This is a genomic window from Acidovorax cavernicola (assembly GCF_003581445.1).
Map to the genome: position 1 here is coordinate 33217 of NZ_QXMN01000011.1, position 15969 is coordinate 49185.

Genomic DNA, 15969 nt, shown 5'->3' on the forward strand with positions numbered 1-15969 from the left:
GACAGGAGACAACCCCATGAAAAACCGCAGACAGATGCTCACGCAGTCCGCCGCCCTCGCGGGCCTGGCGGCCACCGCCGGCTGGCTCCCCGCCACCGCCCTTGCGTATTCGAAAGACGCCTTCGACGCCAAGAGCGTGGCCGACGCGCTCAAGGCCGTGGGCGTCGCCGGCGCACCCGCCGAGAGCAAGGACGTCACCATCACCGGCCCCGACATCGCCGAGAACGGCGCCGTGGTGCCGTTGAGCGTGGCCACCACCTTGCCCGGCGTGAAGCAGCTCATGCTGCTGGTCGAGAAGAACCCGAACGCCGTGGTCGCGATCTTCAACACCTCGGAATTCGTCGAGCCCAACTTCACCACGCGCGCCAAGCTGGGCCAGTCGTCCGACGTGTACGCCATCGCGGTCATGAACGACGGCAAGGCGCTCTTCGCCAAGAAGGAAGTCAAGGTCACGCTCGGCGGCTGCGGCGGCTGAGCGAACGACGGCTTCACGCAAAAAAGAACACGACGAGAAGAAGGAGACCACCATGGCAGATCCCATGCGCATCCGGGCCCAGGCCGCGGGCGACAAGACGACCGTTCGCATCCTCATGGCGCACGAAATGGAAACCGGCCAGCGCAAGGACGCGGCCGGCAAGACGATTCCCGCCTGGTTCATTCAGGAAGTCACGGCCTCGCTCAACGGCAAGACCGTGCTCACGGCCGACTGGGGCCCGGCGGTGTCGAAGAACCCGTTCATGCAGTTCACGCTGAAGGGCGCGAAGGCCGGCGACAAGATCGCCGTGACCTGGAAGGACAACCGCGGCGACACCCGCACCGACGAAGCCACCGTCAGCTGACGTTTTCTTCGCGCACGTATCCGCCTGCGGATGCGTGCTTGCTGTTCCCCACGAGAAAAAAAGGCGGCCCCATGAGGACAACCACAAGCCTGAGCCTTGGCCTGCTGTTGCTGGCCGGCGGCATCGCGCTGCCCGCCGCGGCGCAGAAGACCACGGCCGAAGGCATCGCCGAGTACCGCGCGCTGCTGCAGGACGGCAACCCGGCCGAGCTGTTCGAGGCCAAGGGCGAAGATCTCTGGAAACAGAAGCGCGGCCCCAAGGCCGCGTCGATGGAGAAGTGCGACCTCGGCAAGGGCCCGGGCGTGGTGAAGGGCGCGTTCGCGGAACTGCCGCGCTACTTCCCAGACACCGGCCGCGTGCAGGACATGGAGTCGCGCCTGCTCACCTGCATGCAGACGCTGCAGGGCTTCGATGCCGCGGCCATCGCCAAGACGCCGTTCGGACAGGGCGAGCAGAAGAACATCGAGGGGCTGGTCGCGTGGATCTCGGCGGAGTCGAAAGGCATGCCGCTGAGCCTGCCGCAGTCGCACGCCACCGAGCGCCGCGCCTATGAAGTGGGCAAGCGCCTGTTCTTCCTGCGCGCGGGCCCGCACGACTTCGCCTGCGCCACCTGCCACGGCGCGGACGACAAGCGCATCCGCCTGCAGGACCTGCCCAACCTCACGAAGAGCCCCGGCGCGGGCGACGGCTTCGGCGCATGGCCGGCGTACCGCGTGTCCTCGGGCGAGCTGTGGGGCATGCAGCGGCGGCTCAACGACTGCTACCGCCAGCAGCGCTTTCCCTACCCGGGCTACGCCAGCGACGCGACCATCGCGCTGGCCGTCTACATGGGTGTCAACGGCAAGGGCGTGAAAACCACCGCCCCCGCCATCAAGCGCTAGTCATGACGCTCACCCCCAGTCTTCGCGCACTTCGTGTCGCTTCGCCAACCCCCTTGCAGGGGGCGATACCAGCGGCCCGGCAAAGCCGGTTCCGCGGTATCCCTGGCCGGGCCAACGCCCGTTTGCTTGCATCGCGCGCCGCGCGGTGAGTCACTGAAGGAAAACGAAATGAAATCCGATCATTTCTTCGGCCTGGTCGCCGTGGCCTGCGCGCTCACCGTGTTCGGCTGCGCGTCCGTCGACAGCGCCGCCGACCTCGACCGCTACACCGCCGAGGCGCTGAAGAGCTCGTTCCGCGACCAGGGCATCGCCAAGGTCGATCGCCTCGTGCAGGACCCGGCCAACCTCGCGTGCAGCGAAGCCGACGCCACCGGCAAGCCGCTGGACGACAAGGTGGCCAAGGAGATCGAGGCCGCCAACCTCAAGACCGTGCGCTGGCCCGCCGACGGCAAGTTCGTCGGCGACTGGCGCGAGGGCGAGAAGATCGCGCAAAACGGACGCGGTCTCACCTGGACCGACGCGGCCAATGCCGCCAACGGCGGCAATTGCTACAACTGCCACCAGATGTCGAAGGAAGAAATCTCCTTCGGCACGCTCGGCCCGAGCCTGTACCACTACGGCAAGCTGCGCGGCGTGGCCGACCCGGCCAGCGCCGCCGCCAAGCCCATCGTCGAATACACCTGGGGCAAGCTGTGGAATGCGCGTGCCTACAACGCCTGCTCCAACATGCCGCGCGTGGGCCACTCCGGCATCCTCAACGAGAAGCAGATCCGCGACGTGATGGGCCTGCTGCTCGACCCCCAGTCTCCCGTCAACCGCTGAACGCCTGGCTTCCTGCTTCATGAACCTTTCCAAGCGCGAGTTCGTCCAGATGCTCGGTGCCGGCGCTGTCGCCGGCCTGGGCCTGGCCCGCCACGGCGGCAGCGTGGCCGCCGGCCTCGACAGCATGTACACCGTGCCAGCCTTCGGCAACGTGTCGATGCTGCACATGACCGACTGCCACGCGCAGCTCAAGCCGCTGTACTTCCGCGAGCCGGGCGTCAACATCGGCGTGGGCGACATGCGCGGCAGGGTGCCGCACCTCGTGGGCGAGCATCTGCTGAAAGCCGCCGGCGTGAAGCCCGGCACGCGCATGGCGCATGCGCTCACCTACCTCGACTTCGACAAGGCCGCGCAGCGCTACGGCAAGGTCGGCGGCTTCGCGCACCTGGCCACGCTGGTCAAGCAACTCAAGGCCAGCCGCCCCGGCGCGCTGCTGCTCGACGGCGGCGACACCTGGCAGGGCTCGGCCACGTCGCTGTGGACCGACGCGCAGGACATGGTCGACGCTTGCAAGCTGCTCGGTGTCGACGTGATGACCGGGCATTGGGAGTTCACCTACGGCATGGCGCGGGTGCAGCAGATCATCGAGAAGGACTTTGCGGGCAAGGTCGAGTTCGTGGCGCAGAACGTCAAGACCGCCGACTTCGGCGACCCGGTGTTCAAGCCCTACGTCATGCGCGAGATCAACGGCGTGCCCTGCGCCATCATCGGCCAGGCCTTTCCTTACACGCCCATCGCCAACCCGCGCTACATGGTGGCCGACTGGACCTTCGGCATCCAGGACGACAACCTGCAGCGCGTGGTGAACGAGGCGCGCGGCAAGGGCGCGCAGGTGGTAGTGGTGCTCTCGCACAACGGCATGGACGTCGACCTCAAGATGGCCGGCCGCGTCACCGGCATCGACGCCATCCTCGGCGGCCACACGCACGACGGCACGCCCATGCCCACGCTGGTGAGCAACGCGGGCGGCAAGACCATCGTGGTCAACGGCGGCTCCAACGGCAAGTTCCTCGGCGTGATCGACTTCGACGTCAAGGGCAAGAAGGTGAGCGACTTCCGCTACCGCCTGCTGCCCGTGTTCTCCGACCTGATCCCGGCCGACAAGGAGATGGACGCGCTCATCACCCGCGTGCGCGCGCCCTACGAAGCCAAGCTCGCTGAAACCCTCGCCCACACCGACGGCGTGCTGTACCGGCGCGGCAACTTCAACGGCACCGGCGACCAGCTGCTGCTCGACGCGCTCATGGAAGTGCAGGACGCGCCCATCGCCTTCTCGCCCGGCTTCCGCTGGGGCACCTCGCTGCTGCCCGGCCAGCCGATCACGCGCGAATGGCTGATGGACATGACGGCTACCACGTACTCGTACGCGACCGTGACGCAGATGACCGGCGAGACGCTCAAGACCGTGCTCGAAGACGTCTGCGACAACCTCTTCAACCCCGACCCCTACTACCAGCAGGGCGGCGACATGGTGCGCGTGGGTGGGCTGCAGTACACCTGCGACCCGACCGCCGCCATGGGCCAGCGCATCCAGGACATGCGCCTGGGCGGCAAGCCCATCGACGCCAGCCGCAGCTACAAGGTGGCCGGCTGGGCGCCCGTGAGTGAGGAAGCGCGCACGGCCGGCAACAAGCCCGTGTGGGAAGTCATCGAGCCGTGGCTGAAGTCGCGCAAGGTGGTGTCCACGCGCCGGCTCGACGAGCCCGTGCTCAAGAACATCGCACCGAACCCCGGTCTGGCCTGAATTGAGTCGGTGCGCGCGCGAGGGCGCTCCCTAGAATCGGGGCATGTCCATCGAGCAGGTTTCCCTTCTCACCACGCTCGCGCTCGTGGCCGCCTTCGTGCTGTCGGCGGTGTTCGGCGCCGTCGCGCGCGCCACGCGCTTTTGCACCATGGGCGCGATCAGCGACGTGGTGGCGCTCGGCGACTGGACGCGCGTGAAGCAGTGGGCCGCGGCCGGCGGCATCGCGCTCATCGGTTTCTCGGCGCTCGTCTTCACGGGGCTCGTCGATGCCGACCGCACGCTCTATGCCTCGCACCAGATCCTCTGGCTGGCCGCGCTGGTCGGTGGACTGCTGTTCGGCGTCGGCATGGTGCTGTCCTCGGGCTGCGGCAACAAGACGCTGGTGCGCCTGGGTGGCGGCAACCTCAAGGCGCTGGTGGTGCTGGTGCTCATGGGCGTGTCGGCCTTCGCCACGCTGAAGGGCATCACCGCGGTGCTGCGCGTGGCGACCGTCGATGCGGTGCATGTCGACCTCGCGATGAACGCGTCGCTGCCTGAAGTGCTGGCCGCGTCTTTCCAACTCAACGCAGCTTCACTGCGCCTCGCGCTCGGCTTGGCGTTCGGCGGCGCGCTGCTCGTGTGGGCCGCATGGGGCCGCGAGACGCGCGACGTGCGCAGCCTTGTCGGCGGCGTGTTGATCGGTGCGCTCGTCGTTGCCGCGTGGTGGCTCAGCGGCCACTGGGCGGTGGTCGAAGAGCATCCGCTCACGCTCGAGCACGTGTTTCTTGCCACCAACTCCGGCCGCGCCGAAGCGTTGAGCTTCGTCACGCCGGTGGCCTACGCGCTCGACTGGCTCATGTTCTACAGCGACGCCAACAAGCGGCTCACGCTCGGCATCGTGTCGGTGGCCGGCGTGGTGGTGGGCGCCGCACTGCATGCGCTGTGGTCGCGCGAATTCCGCTGGGAAGGCTTTGCCGGCACCAGCGACCTGGCGCATCACGCGACGGGCGCGGTGCTCATGGGCATCGGCGGCGTCACTGCGATGGGCTGCACCATCGGGCAAGGCCTGAGCGCGTTGTCGACGCTGAGCATCGCGAGCCTGCCGGCCATCGCGGGCATCGTGATCGGCGCGGTGGTAAGCCTGAAGTACCAAGCTTGGCAGCTCGAGCGCGCGCTCTGATTTTTCAGGCTGTGTCTTGAAGCGAATCCTCACAATTTAGTGGGGTGCGCAGTGTGCTTTTCGTCCGTTCCGAACGGCCGAACACGGGAGCGCTGGCTATGATTTTCCGCACCCGACGCCGCTGCGAGCGATGGCCTTCATCGACGGGCGCGGCACCGAACAACCACAACCCAGGGAGAGCGCCATGACCGCGCACCACAACCGATCGGCGCGCACGCGCCTGTTTGCCTTGAGCCTGTGCTTCTGCGCCGTGCTCGCGGCCTGCAAGGACGACAACAAGCCGGCACCGGCGGCGGCCTCGCATTCGCCTTCCGCATCGGGCAAGACCCAGCCCGCCAAGGACCCGGCCCGCGTGCAGGCCGCGGCCCGCTCTGCGTACAGCAAGGGCTACAACGAACTCATCGACGACAACCGCAGCGTCGCCGCCGTGTACAAGAGCTACGTGCGGATGAACGTGAACGGCAAGTCGCCGAGCGAGTCGGCGTTCTATGGCGCTCCCTCCGACATGCGGTCCACCCTGGACGACCTGCAGAAGGCGCGCACCGACGGTTCAGGCGATGCAGCGCTCGACGCCGCCGTGGACGGTGTGGTGACCACGGGCGAGAAGCTCATCGCCGTCTGGACGCCGATGGACCCGTACTACAAGTCCAAGGGCTTCCTCGAGGACAAGTGGGTCAAGGCCCGCGCGGCCGATGTCGACATGAACGCCGCCTTCAAGGGCATGCTGGTCAGCATCGACAAGCTGGGCGACGAACTGGGTCGCGTGCAGGACGCGGCACGCGCCGAACGCATGGCCAAGCTCAAGGCAGAGGGCGACATGCTCAACTACCACATGCTGGCCTCGATGGCGGTGGCCAAGAAGTTCGTCAACAGTCTCGATCAGATCGACGGACTGAAGAACAAGGAAGCCGTCGCCAAGGTCGATGCATCGGCCAGCGAGCTGCAGGCTTCGCTGGAAGAATTCTCCAAGGCGCTGGAGGAAGCCAAGGCGAAGGCCAAAGCCAAGGGGGCAGACGGCAAAGCACCCCACTACAGCTATGAGTCGCTGCACAGCAGCCTGCTGAGCATGATCGGCCAATGGCGGACGTTCAAGGACAGCAAGTTCCCTTCGACGTTCCAGAACATCGTGAGCCACTACAACTCCGCCGTGGGCTACTACAACGGCGGCTTCGGCCGCTGACCCCCGCCATGGGCGCCGCGCGGCCTGCGCCGGGGACGACCCGGCCCTTTCTGCGCGGCAGCGTCGCGGCCCTGGCGGTCGTGGCGCTTCTCATTGCGGTGGGCTGCGGCACCGCCCGCGAGACACAGCAGATTCCCGTCGCCGAGTTCCGCAACTACGGCGCGTCGCCGCTGCAGCACACCTTCTACATCGGCTCCGACGCGCGGTTCCACCGCTTCCAATGGTCCAACGGCAAGCGCGGCGGCACCTGGCTGATCGCGCGCGGCGAGATGGACATCGTCAACGAAAAATCCATCGACGACCCAGGCGTTGCTCGCGCCGGCTACTTCGTCAGCCGGCGTGACGACGGCCGGTGGATGGTGCGCTGAGCCTGTCGCCGGACGGCGTTTTTACGCTTTCTTTACGCCCCCCCGCCCACTCTTTCCCCCGGTTTTACGCACGCCTGCCGAGACTCATCCCGTCTTGTTTGCAGGAGTGATGAATGGACATCGTCTGGTTGAGCGCCTTGCTGGCGCTATGGGTCGTGGTGGGGGCCATGGTCGTCGGGCTGAACCGGCTCGAAGGGCCGCGCAAGCCGTCCGAGGCTGCGGCAGATGCACGCACGCAGGGAGATGCGTCGTGATCGGTCTTGAAGTGCTCTATGGCTTCGGCGCGCTGGTCGCCGTGGTCCTGTTCGCGTACTTGGTGTTCGCGCTGATCTGCGCCGAGGAGTTCTGACATGGAAACCTCGGCCTGGGTCTTGCTGGCCCTTTTCCTCGGCGCATTGCTGGTGCTGGCCTGGCCGCTCGGCAAGCTGCTGGCCGCGCTGTGCGGCGAACGCATCCCGCGCTGGATGCAGCGCGTCGAAGCACCGCTGTACCGACTGGCGGGCACGAAGCCCGAGCAGTCGATGCACTGGCTGCGCTACGCGCTGGCCTTGCTGGCGTTCAACGCCATCGGCGCGATCTTTCTCTACGTCCTGCAGCGCCTGCAGGGCGCGCTGCCGTTCAACCCGGCCGGCATGGGCGCGGTGTCGCCCGATTCCGCTTTCAACACGGCGGTGAGCTTCGTGGCCAACACCAACTGGCAGGGCTACGGCGGCGAGTCGACGATGAGCTATCTCACGCAGATGCTCGGCCTGGCGGTGCAGAACTTCCTGTCGGCCGCCACGGGCATCGCGGTGGCTTTCGCGCTGGTGCGCGGTTTTGCGCGCCGTGGTGACGGCAAGGGCCTGGTCGGTAATTTCTGGGCCGACGTCACGCGCGTCACGCTGTGGGTGCTGCTGCCGATCTCGTTCGTGCTCGCACTGTGCCTCGCGGGGCAGGGCGTGATCCAGAACTTCGACGCCTACAAGACCGTGCAGACGGTCGAGGCCACGGCCTTCCAGCAGCCGAAGAACGGTGCCGACGGCCAGCCGCTGAAGGACGACAAGGGCGCGCCCGTGATGGAAGACGCCACCACCCAGACGCAGACGCTCGCCATGGGCCCGGTCGCTTCGCAGGAAGCGATCAAGATGCTCGGCACCAACGGCGGCGGCTTCTTCAATGCCAACTCGGCGCATCCGTACGAGAACCCGACGGCCTTCAGCAACCTGCTGGAGATGCTGGCGATCTTCCTGATCCCGGCGGCGCTGTGCTTTGCCTTCGGCCGCGTGGTCGGCGACCTGCGCCAGGGCTGGGCCGTGCTCGCGGCGATGACGGTGCTGTTCGTCGTTGCCGTGATCGCGGTCACGCCCGCCGAGCAGGCCGGCAACCCGCTGCTGGCGCCGCTGGGCGTGGACCAGATGGCGAGCGCGCTGCAAAGCGGCGGCAACATGGAAGGCAAGGAAGTGCGCTTCGGCATCGACGCCTCCGCGCTCTTCGCCGCCGTGACCACGGCCGCCTCGTGCGGCGCGGTGAACGCCATGCACGACTCGCTCACGCCGCTGGGCGGCATGGTGCCGATGGTGCTGATGCAGCTGGGCGAGGTCGTCTTCGGCGGCGTCGGCAGCGGCCTGTACGGCATGCTGGTGTTCGCGATGCTCGCGGTGTTCATCGCGGGCCTGATGATCGGCCGCACGCCCGAATACCTCGGCAAGAAGATCGAGGTGCGCGAGATGAAGCTGATCTCCATCGCCATCCTGGTCACGCCGATCCTGGTGCTGGCGGGCACGGCGCTGGCGGTGAGCGCGGGCGCGGGCAAGGTCGGCATCGCCAACCCTGGCGCGCACGGTTTCTCCGAAGTGCTGTACGCACTGACCTCGGCTGCCAACAACAACGGCAGCGCCTTCGCGGGCCTGTCGGCCAACACACCGTTCTACAACGGCCTGCTGGGCCTGGCGATGTGGCTCGGGCGCTTCGCGATGATCGTTCCGGTGCTCGCCATTGCCGGCGCGCTGGCCGCCAAGAAGCGCCTGCCCGTCACCAGCGGCACGCTGCCCACGCACGGCCCGCTGTTCGTCTTCCTGCTGATCGGCACCGTGCTGCTGGTCGGCTTGCTCAACTACGTGCCGGCGCTGGCCCTCGGGCCCATCGTCGAACACCTCGTGCTCTGGAAGTAAGGAGCGCACCATGACTGTCAAAACCAAAACCTCTCTCTCGCTGTTCGACGCGGCGCTGGTCAAGCCCGCGCTGTGGGGCGCCATCGCCAAGCTGAATCCGCGCACCCAGTGGCGCAACCCGGTGATGTTCATCGTCTACATCGGGAGCATCCTCACGACGCTGCTCTGGGTGCATGCGCTGAGCTTCCCCGGCGACACCGGCATGAAGCCCGCCTTCGTGCTGGCCGTGACCGTGTGGCTGTGGTTCACCGTGCTGTTCGCCAACTTCGCCGAAGCGCTGGCCGAAGGCCGCAGCAAGGCGCAGGCGGCATCGCTGCGCGGCCTGCGCAAGGACACCTGGGCCAAGAAGCTGCATGAGCCGCACCATGGTGCGCAGTGGCTGCCCGAGCAGGCACCCAACCTGCGCAAGGGCGACGTCGTGCTGGTCGAGGCCGGCGACGTGATCCCGCTCGACGGCGAGGTCATCGAAGGCGTGGCCTCGGTCGACGAGAGCGCCATCACCGGCGAATCGGCACCCGTGGTGCGCGAATCGGGCGGCGACTTCTCGGCCGTCACCGGCGGCACGCGCGTGCTGTCCGACTGGCTGGTGGTGTGCATCTCGGTGAACCCGGGCGAGTCCTTCCTGGACCGCATGATCGGCATGGTCGAAGCGGCCAAGCGCCACAAGACGCCGAACGAGACCGCGCTGACCATCCTGCTGGTGGCGCTGACGATCGTGTTCCTGATGGTCACCGTCACGCTGCTGCCGTTCTCGGTGTTCAGCGTCGAGGCGGCGGGTGCGGGCACCGTGGTGTCGCTCACCGCGCTGGTCGCACTGCTCGTGTGCCTGATCCCGACCACCATCGGCGGCCTGCTGTCGGCCGTCGGCGTGGCCGGCATGAGCCGCATGATGCAGGCCAACGTGATCGCGACCTCGGGCCGCGCCGTGGAAGCGGCCGGCGACGTCGACGTGCTGCTGCTCGACAAGACCGGCACCATCACGCACGGCAACCGCCAGGCCAGTGCCTTCCTGCCCGCACCCGGCGTGCCGAAGGGCCGCCTCGCACGCGCTGCCATGCTCGCCTCGCTGTCCGATGAAACGCCCGAGGGGCGCAGCATCGTCGAGCTGGCACGTCGCGACGGGCTGGAGGCAGCCTCTGTCGAAGTGCTGCGCTATGTGCCGTTCACCGCACAGACCCGCATGAGCGGTGTCGACCTGCCGGCCGCGCCCAACAGTCTGGACACCGACGCCATCTTGCTGCGCAAGGGCGCCGTCGATGCGGTGCGCCGCCATGTCGAATCGTTCGGCGGCACCATGCCGGCCGAGATGCTGCGCGCCGCCGAAGAAACGGCACGCCGCGGCAGCACGCCGCTGGCCGTGGCCGAAGGCAACCGCGTGCTCGGCGTGGTCGAGCTCAAGGACATCGTCAAGACCGGCATCCGCGACCGCTTTGCCGAGCTGCGCCGCATGGGCATCAAGACCGTGATGATCACGGGCGACAACAAACTCACGGCCGCCGCCATTGCCGCCGAAGCCGGCGTCGACGACTTCCTGGCCGAAGCCACGCCCGAGGACAAGCTCGCGCTGATCCGCAGGTACCAGTCCGAAGGCCGCCTCGTCGCCATGACCGGCGACGGCACCAACGACGCCCCCGCGCTCGCGCAAGCCGACGTGGCCGTGGCCATGGGCAGCGGCACGCAGGCCGCGAAGGAGGCCGGCAACATGGTCGACCTCGACTCCAACCCGACCAAGCTGCTCGAGGTGGTGGAAACCGGCAAGGCGCTGCTCATGACGCGCGGCTCGCTCACCACTTTTTCGATCGCGAACGACGTGGCGAAGTACTTCGCGATCATTCCGGCGATCTTCGTCTCGACCTACCCGCAGCTGGGTGCGCTCAACGTGATGCAGCTCGCGAGCCCGTCGTCGGCCATCCTGTCGGCGGTGATCTTCAATGCGCTGGTCATCGTGTTCCTGATTCCGCTGGCGCTCAAGGGCGTGCGCTACCGGCCCGTGGGCGCTGCCGCGCTGCTGCGCCGCAACCTCGCCATTTACGGCCTGGGCGGCCTGCTCGTTCCCTTCATCGGCATCAAGCTGATCGACTGGCTGCTGGTTGCAGTCCGTCTGGTCTGAGGAGTTCTTCATCATGAAAGACAGCAACAACAACGGCGGCATCGTGCGCCCCGCGCTCGTGCTCTTCGCGCTGCTGAGCGCGCTCACCGGCCTGATCTACCCCGCGGCCGTCACCGGCGCCGCGCAGGCGGTGTTCCCGGCGCAAGCAGCGGGCAGCCTGATCGTGCGCGACGGCAAGCCCATCGGCTCCACGCTCATCGGCCAGAACTTCAGCGACCCGAAGCACTTCTGGGGCCGCCCGTCGGCCACCGCGCCGCAGCCCTACAACGCGAGCGCCTCGGGCGGCTCGAACCAGGGGCCGCTCAACCCCACGCTGGCCGATGCGGTGAAGGCGCGCGTCGAAGCGCTGCGCGCAGCTGACCCGGGCAACACCGCGCCGGTGCCGGTCGACCTCGTCACGGCCTCGGCCAGCGGGCTCGACCCCGACATCAGCCCCGCCGCCGCGCACTACCAGGCCGCCCGTGTGGCGCGCGAACGCGGCGTGTCGCTCGACCAGGTGAATGCGCTGATCGTGCAGAACACGCAAAAGCCGCTGTGGGGCGTGCTGGGCGAAACGCGCGTCAACGTGCTGGCGCTGAACCTGGCGCTTGATGCTTCGACTGCTTCGACGGTGCGTTGAGGAGAAAGAAAAGACCATGGCCTATGCCGCTTACCGTGAACACCCCAGCGTGGTGCGAAGTCCGCTCGCGCCGCGCACGACGCAGTTCCATGTGCTCGACGTCACCGTCTGCTGCGCCGACGCGCTGCGCGTGCGCCGCAGCATCGCTGCCTGCGCCGAGGCCGGGGTGGTGCGCTGCGAGCCGCTGCTGCATGCCTGCAGCACGCAGGAAAGCGATGCACCCTGCGTGCGCCTGATGATCCGCTTTCCGACCGCCCGCTACGCCGAGGTGCTGCACTGCCTGATCGAGTGCGTGCCCTCGGGTGAGATCGGCCGACTCGTGAGCTGGCGCGAGCACCTCGCGCGCTGCGGCCTGCGCCATGGTCTCTGACCTGCTGCACGTGCTGCTGGCCATGGCGGCACTGTTCGTGCCGCTGGGCTTCGCGTGGTGGGTGCTGTCGCGCACCGCACGCCGACATGCGCGGCGCGACAAGAAAACGCCGCCGATGCGATAACCTGCACGCCTTCCCATGCCCGAGACCCGCCCCGACCCCGACGCCCTGCTGGCCCAGCTGCGCAGCGACGAGGCACGCGCGCTGCGCGGCAAGCTGCGCATCTACTTCGGCGCCAGCGCCGGGGTGGGCAAGACCTGGGCCATGCTCAGCGCCGCCCGGCGCGAGCGCGAGGCGGGGCGCGACGTGCTCATCGGCGTGGTCGAAACCCATGGCCGCAGCGAGACCGCCGCGCTGCTCGCGGGGCTCGACACGCTGCCGCTGCGCGAGCTGCCCTACCGCGGTCGCACGCTCGCCGAGTTCGACCTCGACGCGGCCCTCGCGCGCAAGCCCGCCGTGCTGCTGGTCGACGAGCTGGCCCACACCAACGCGCCCGGCTCGCGCCACGCCAAGCGCTGGCAGGACGTGCAGGAGCTGTTGGCCGCCGGCATCGAGGTGTGGTCGGCGCTCAACGTACAGCACCTCGAAAGCCTCAACGGCACTGTCGGCGCCATCACCGGCGTGCGCGTGCACGAGACCGTGCCCGACACCGTGCTCGACGAGGCCGACGAGGTGGTGCTGGTCGACGTCACGCCCGACGAACTCACGGCGCGGCTCGCCGCCGGCAAGGTCTACCTGCCACAACAGGCCGAGCGCGCCGCACAGAACTTCTTCCGCAAGGGCAACCTCATCGCGCTGCGCGAGATCGCCCTGCGCCGCACCGCCGAACACGTCGAGGACGATGTACGCGGCTGGCGCGTCGAGCAGTCGGGCCCCGGCGGCAACGGGCAGGGCGGCGCCGCGCTGCAGGCCTGGAACACCTCGGGCGCCATCCTGGCCTGCGTCGGCCCGCACGAGGGCGCCGCGCAGACCGTGCGCACGGCGGCGCGGCTCGCGGGCCAGCTCAACGTGCGCTGGCATGCGGCGTATGTCGAGACGCCGCGGCTGCAGCGCCTCGACGCGGCGGAGCGCGACCGCATCCTCGCCGTGCTCAAGCTGGCGGAAGAACTGGGCGCGGCCACCGCCGTGCTCACCGGCGCCGATGTGGCGGAGCAGCTGTCGGAGCAGGCGCGACGCCTCAACTGCGCGACGCTGGTCATCGGGCGCACCGAGCCCGTCACCGGCTGGCGGCGCTGGGCCAAGTCAGCAGTGCCACTGTCGAGTGCACTGGCGCAGCGGGCACCGGCACTCGACATCCTCGAGGTCGGCCGCGTCGACAGCGCACGCCGCCTGTCGCAGTCGCCGTTCGCGGCGTCGCGTGCCGACGACGAAGACGATGAGCGCGCGCATGCCCGTTGGCCCGGCTACGCCTGGGCGGCGGCGACCAGCATCGCGCTCACGCTGTTCTGCACGCCGCTGACCGGCGTGCTGGAGCTGTCCAACATCGTCATGCTGTTCCTGCTCGGCGTGGTGGGCGTGGCCATGCGCTTCGGGCGTGGGCCTTCGGCACTGGCCGCGATGCTCAACGTGGCGGCCTTCGACTTCTTCTTCGTCGCGCCGCGCCTCTCTTTTGCGGTCAGCGACGTGCAGTACCTGCTGACCTTCGCCGTGATGCTCGGCGTCGGCCTGCTGGTGGGCCAGCTCACGGCCGGATTGCGCTTCGCGGCCGGCGTGTCGACCAGCCGCGAGCGCCGCGCGCGCTCGCTGTTCGAGCTCACGCGCGAACTCTCCGCCGCGCTCGAAAGCACCCAGGTCGTCACGCTCGGCACTGCCGCCGTGCAGGCCCATTTCGGCGGCCATGCGCGCGTGCTGGTCACCGACGCGGCCGACCAGCTCGTGCCCCCCGCCGACCCGCCGCCCGGCTTCGACGCGCAGGTGGCCGACTGGGCCTTCCGCCACGGCCAGAGCGCCGGCCTGGCCACCGCCACGCTCGCGGCGCAGCCCTGGCACTACGTGCCGCTGCGCGCGCCGATGCGCGTGCGCGGCGTGCTCGCGCTGTGCCCGGCCCGCCCGCGCTGGCTGATGATTCCCGAGCAGGCGCAGCAGCTGGACACGCTGGCGCGCCAGATCGCCATCGCGCTGGAACGCGTGCACTACGTCGAGGTGGCGCAGCGCGCCGTGGTCGAGATGGAGTCGGAGCGCCTGCGCAACGCACTGCTCGGCGCCATCTCGCACGATGTGCGCACGCCGCTCACCGCGCTGATCGCGTTGGCCGAATCGCTGCAGACCCTGCCGCCCGAGGAACACGGCGAGGCCGCGCGCGCCATCGTCGCGCAGGCCCACGCGCTGCATGCGCTGGTCAGCAACCTGCTCGACATGGCCCGCCTCGAAAGCGGCGTGGCCGGCGGCACGGTGAACCTGCGGCGCGACTGGCAGTCGGTCGAGGAAGTGGTGGGCGCCGCGATCCGCGCCGCGCGCCCCGCGCTGCGTGGCATCGCCGTGCAGACCGCCTGGGACCCGGAGTTGCCGCTGGTCGAGTTCGACGCCGTGCTCATCGAGCGCGTGCTCGTCAACCTGCTGGAAAACGCCGCCAAGTACGGTGCCGCGCCCATCGAGGTGAGCGCGCGCGCCGAGCCCGCCGCGCTGGTGCTCACGGTGCGCGACCACGGTCCCGGCCTGCCGGCCGCGCTGCAGGGCCGCGAGCAGACGCTGTTCGACAAGTTCACGCGCGGCGAGGCCGAGTCCGCCACGCCCGGCGTCGGCCTCGGCCTGGCCATCTGCCGCGCGGTGGTGAGCGCGCACGGTGGCGAGATCACGGCGGCGAATGCGCGCGACGGCGGTGCAGAATTCACCGTCACCCTCCCGCGCCGCGAGCCACCCGAGCCCGCAGAAGCGCAACTCTGAACCCAGCCCACCCATGCCGTCCCCCACCGCCATCGTGATCGAAGACGAGCCGCAGATCCGCCGCTTCGTGCGCGGCGCGCTCGAGGCCGAAGGCTGGCAGGTGCACGAGGCCGGCACCCTGCGCGACGGACTCGCAGCCGCCGGCACGCGGCAACCCGATTTGCTGGTGCTCGACCTGGGCCTGCCCGACGGCGACGGCGTGTCGCTCATCCGCGATGTGCGCGGATGGTCGCAGGTGCCGATCATCGTGCTGTCGGCCCGCACCGACGAAGCCGACAAGATCGCCGCCCTCGACGCCGGCGCCGACGACTACCTCACCAAGCCCTTCGGCACCGGCGAGCTGCTGGCCCGCGTGCGCGCCAACCTGCGCCGCCCACGCGCCGCGAGCGGCAACGGCGACGAGCCCGCCGCCGAAGCCGTGTTCCGCTTCGGCGAGATCGAACTGGACCGCGCCGCACGCATCGTGCGCCGCGCGGGCGCGGAAGTGCACCTGACACCGACCGAGTACCGCCTGCTCTCCGTGCTGGTGGCCAATGCCGGCCGCGTGCTCACGCAACGGCAACTGCTGCGCGAGGTGTGGGGCCCATCGCACACGGACCAGAGCCACTACCTGCGCATCTACATGGGGCATCTGAGGCAGAAGCTGGAGGCCGATCCGGCGCAGCCGAAGCATCTGTTGACGGAGACGGCGGTGGGGTACCGGCTCGTCGTCTAAAAAAAAGCGAAACGAGGGGCGGGGCGTTCATTCACCCACAGAGCCCGGCAGGCGGTGCGGTGTGGGCGGCCCCTCTGTGCCGCCGAGGAGCGCAGTGTTTCGCGGATCAGGGCTCGCAGCTGTTTGAG

Annotated in this window: 17 protein-coding genes; all 17 read left to right on the top strand. The window is 68.9% G+C overall.

The genetic code is table 11. The features are described 5' to 3' along the window. Positions 1 to 16 precede the first annotated feature (16 nt). Positions 17 to 475 (top strand): thiosulfate oxidation carrier protein SoxY, encoded by a 459-nt coding sequence (soxY, locus tag D3H34_RS11485; RefSeq protein WP_119553587.1) that lies wholly within the window; start codon positions 17 to 19, stop codon positions 473 to 475. Positions 476 to 527: 52 nt separating this feature from the next. Then, a complete protein-coding gene (gene soxZ / locus D3H34_RS11490; RefSeq protein ID WP_172438442.1) occupies positions 528 to 839 on the top strand; it encodes a thiosulfate oxidation carrier complex protein SoxZ in 312 nt (103 codons plus the stop codon). Positions 840 to 910: 71 nt separating this feature from the next. Next, positions 911 to 1720 (top strand): sulfur oxidation c-type cytochrome SoxA, encoded by an 810-nt coding sequence (gene soxA, locus D3H34_RS11495; RefSeq protein WP_119553588.1) that lies wholly within the window; start codon positions 911 to 913, stop codon positions 1718 to 1720. A gap of 168 nt (positions 1721 to 1888) precedes the next feature. Continuing rightward, positions 1889 to 2542, top strand: a complete 654-nt coding sequence (soxX, locus tag D3H34_RS11500) for a sulfur oxidation c-type cytochrome SoxX (RefSeq protein ID WP_119553589.1) — start codon at positions 1889 to 1891, stop codon at positions 2540 to 2542. Positions 2543 to 2561: 19 nt separating this feature from the next. Beyond that, entirely contained in the window at positions 2562 to 4286 is a 1725-nt protein-coding gene (gene soxB, locus D3H34_RS11505; protein WP_119553590.1) for a thiosulfohydrolase SoxB, read from the top strand. Positions 4287 to 4329: 43 nt separating this feature from the next. Continuing rightward, positions 4330 to 5445 carry a YeeE/YedE family protein gene (locus D3H34_RS11510; RefSeq protein WP_119553591.1) on the top strand — a complete coding sequence of 372 codons (1116 nt, stop codon included), beginning with the start codon at positions 4330 to 4332 and terminating at the stop codon, positions 5443 to 5445. A gap of 184 nt (positions 5446 to 5629) precedes the next feature. After that, positions 5630 to 6625 (top strand): DUF3829 domain-containing protein, encoded by a 996-nt coding sequence (locus tag D3H34_RS11515; protein WP_167481175.1) that lies wholly within the window; start codon positions 5630 to 5632, stop codon positions 6623 to 6625. Positions 6626 to 6633: 8 nt separating this feature from the next. Then, entirely contained in the window at positions 6634 to 6993 is a 360-nt protein-coding gene (locus D3H34_RS11520; protein ID WP_119553593.1) for a hypothetical protein, read from the top strand. Between the two features lie 113 nt (positions 6994 to 7106). After that, positions 7107 to 7247: a hypothetical protein gene (locus D3H34_RS34235; RefSeq protein WP_167481176.1), complete on the top strand. Its 141-nt coding sequence runs from the start codon at positions 7107 to 7109 to the stop codon at positions 7245 to 7247. Next, a complete protein-coding gene (kdpF, locus tag D3H34_RS11525) occupies positions 7244 to 7342 on the top strand; it encodes a K(+)-transporting ATPase subunit F (RefSeq protein ID WP_056576794.1) in 99 nt (32 codons plus the stop codon). The genes D3H34_RS34235 and kdpF overlap by 4 nt, the downstream gene beginning before the upstream one ends. Before the next feature lies 1 nt (position 7343). Further along, positions 7344 to 9143: a potassium-transporting ATPase subunit KdpA gene (gene kdpA / locus D3H34_RS11530; protein WP_119553594.1), complete on the top strand. Its 1800-nt coding sequence runs from the start codon at positions 7344 to 7346 to the stop codon at positions 9141 to 9143. A gap of 10 nt (positions 9144 to 9153) precedes the next feature. After that, a complete protein-coding gene (gene kdpB / locus D3H34_RS11535) occupies positions 9154 to 11253 on the top strand; it encodes a potassium-transporting ATPase subunit KdpB (protein WP_119553595.1) in 2100 nt (699 codons plus the stop codon). Positions 11254 to 11266: 13 nt separating this feature from the next. Further along, positions 11267 to 11872, top strand: coding sequence for a potassium-transporting ATPase subunit KdpC (gene kdpC / locus D3H34_RS11540; RefSeq protein ID WP_119553596.1), 606 nt, complete (start codon positions 11267 to 11269; stop codon positions 11870 to 11872). A gap of 16 nt (positions 11873 to 11888) precedes the next feature. Further along, the gene (locus tag D3H34_RS11545; RefSeq protein WP_119553597.1) at positions 11889 to 12242 is read left to right on the top strand and encodes a hypothetical protein; all 354 of its coding nucleotides are present in this window, start codon (positions 11889 to 11891) and stop codon (positions 12240 to 12242) included. Then, positions 12232 to 12366, top strand: coding sequence for a hypothetical protein (locus tag D3H34_RS34655; protein ID WP_286185635.1), 135 nt, complete (start codon positions 12232 to 12234; stop codon positions 12364 to 12366). The genes D3H34_RS11545 and D3H34_RS34655 overlap by 11 nt, the downstream gene beginning before the upstream one ends. 15 nt (positions 12367 to 12381) lie before the next feature. Then, positions 12382 to 15126: a DUF4118 domain-containing protein gene (locus tag D3H34_RS11550; RefSeq protein WP_119553598.1), complete on the top strand. Its 2745-nt coding sequence runs from the start codon at positions 12382 to 12384 to the stop codon at positions 15124 to 15126. A gap of 13 nt (positions 15127 to 15139) precedes the next feature. Then, entirely contained in the window at positions 15140 to 15841 is a 702-nt protein-coding gene (gene kdpE / locus D3H34_RS11555; RefSeq protein WP_119553599.1) for a two-component system response regulator KdpE, read from the top strand. The last annotated feature ends 128 nt before the right edge of the window (positions 15842 to 15969 follow it).

What these genes read in the sequence shown, in the direction of transcription:
- soxY (WP_119553587.1), top strand. Translation starts at nt 17, where the DNA reads ATGAAAAACCGCAGACAGATGCTCACGCAGTCCGCCGCCCTCGCGGGC.
- soxZ (WP_172438442.1), top strand. Translation starts at nt 528, where the DNA reads ATGGCAGATCCCATGCGCATCCGGGCCCAGGCCGCGGGCGACAAGACG.
- soxA (WP_119553588.1), top strand. Translation starts at nt 911, where the DNA reads ATGAGGACAACCACAAGCCTGAGCCTTGGCCTGCTGTTGCTGGCCGGC.
- soxX (WP_119553589.1), top strand. Translation starts at nt 1,889, where the DNA reads ATGAAATCCGATCATTTCTTCGGCCTGGTCGCCGTGGCCTGCGCGCTC.
- soxB (WP_119553590.1), top strand. Translation starts at nt 2,562, where the DNA reads ATGAACCTTTCCAAGCGCGAGTTCGTCCAGATGCTCGGTGCCGGCGCT.
- D3H34_RS11510 (WP_119553591.1), top strand. Translation starts at nt 4,330, where the DNA reads ATGTCCATCGAGCAGGTTTCCCTTCTCACCACGCTCGCGCTCGTGGCC.
- D3H34_RS11515 (WP_167481175.1), top strand. Translation starts at nt 5,630, where the DNA reads ATGACCGCGCACCACAACCGATCGGCGCGCACGCGCCTGTTTGCCTTG.
- D3H34_RS11520 (WP_119553593.1), top strand. Translation starts at nt 6,634, where the DNA reads ATGGGCGCCGCGCGGCCTGCGCCGGGGACGACCCGGCCCTTTCTGCGC.
- D3H34_RS34235 (WP_167481176.1), top strand. Translation starts at nt 7,107, where the DNA reads ATGGACATCGTCTGGTTGAGCGCCTTGCTGGCGCTATGGGTCGTGGTG.
- kdpA (WP_119553594.1), top strand. Translation starts at nt 7,344, where the DNA reads ATGGAAACCTCGGCCTGGGTCTTGCTGGCCCTTTTCCTCGGCGCATTG.
- kdpB (WP_119553595.1), top strand. Translation starts at nt 9,154, where the DNA reads ATGACTGTCAAAACCAAAACCTCTCTCTCGCTGTTCGACGCGGCGCTG.
- kdpC (WP_119553596.1), top strand. Translation starts at nt 11,267, where the DNA reads ATGAAAGACAGCAACAACAACGGCGGCATCGTGCGCCCCGCGCTCGTG.
- D3H34_RS11545 (WP_119553597.1), top strand. Translation starts at nt 11,889, where the DNA reads ATGGCCTATGCCGCTTACCGTGAACACCCCAGCGTGGTGCGAAGTCCG.
- D3H34_RS34655 (WP_286185635.1), top strand. Translation starts at nt 12,232, where the DNA reads ATGGTCTCTGACCTGCTGCACGTGCTGCTGGCCATGGCGGCACTGTTC.
- D3H34_RS11550 (WP_119553598.1), top strand. Translation starts at nt 12,382, where the DNA reads ATGCCCGAGACCCGCCCCGACCCCGACGCCCTGCTGGCCCAGCTGCGC.
- kdpE (WP_119553599.1), top strand. Translation starts at nt 15,140, where the DNA reads ATGCCGTCCCCCACCGCCATCGTGATCGAAGACGAGCCGCAGATCCGC.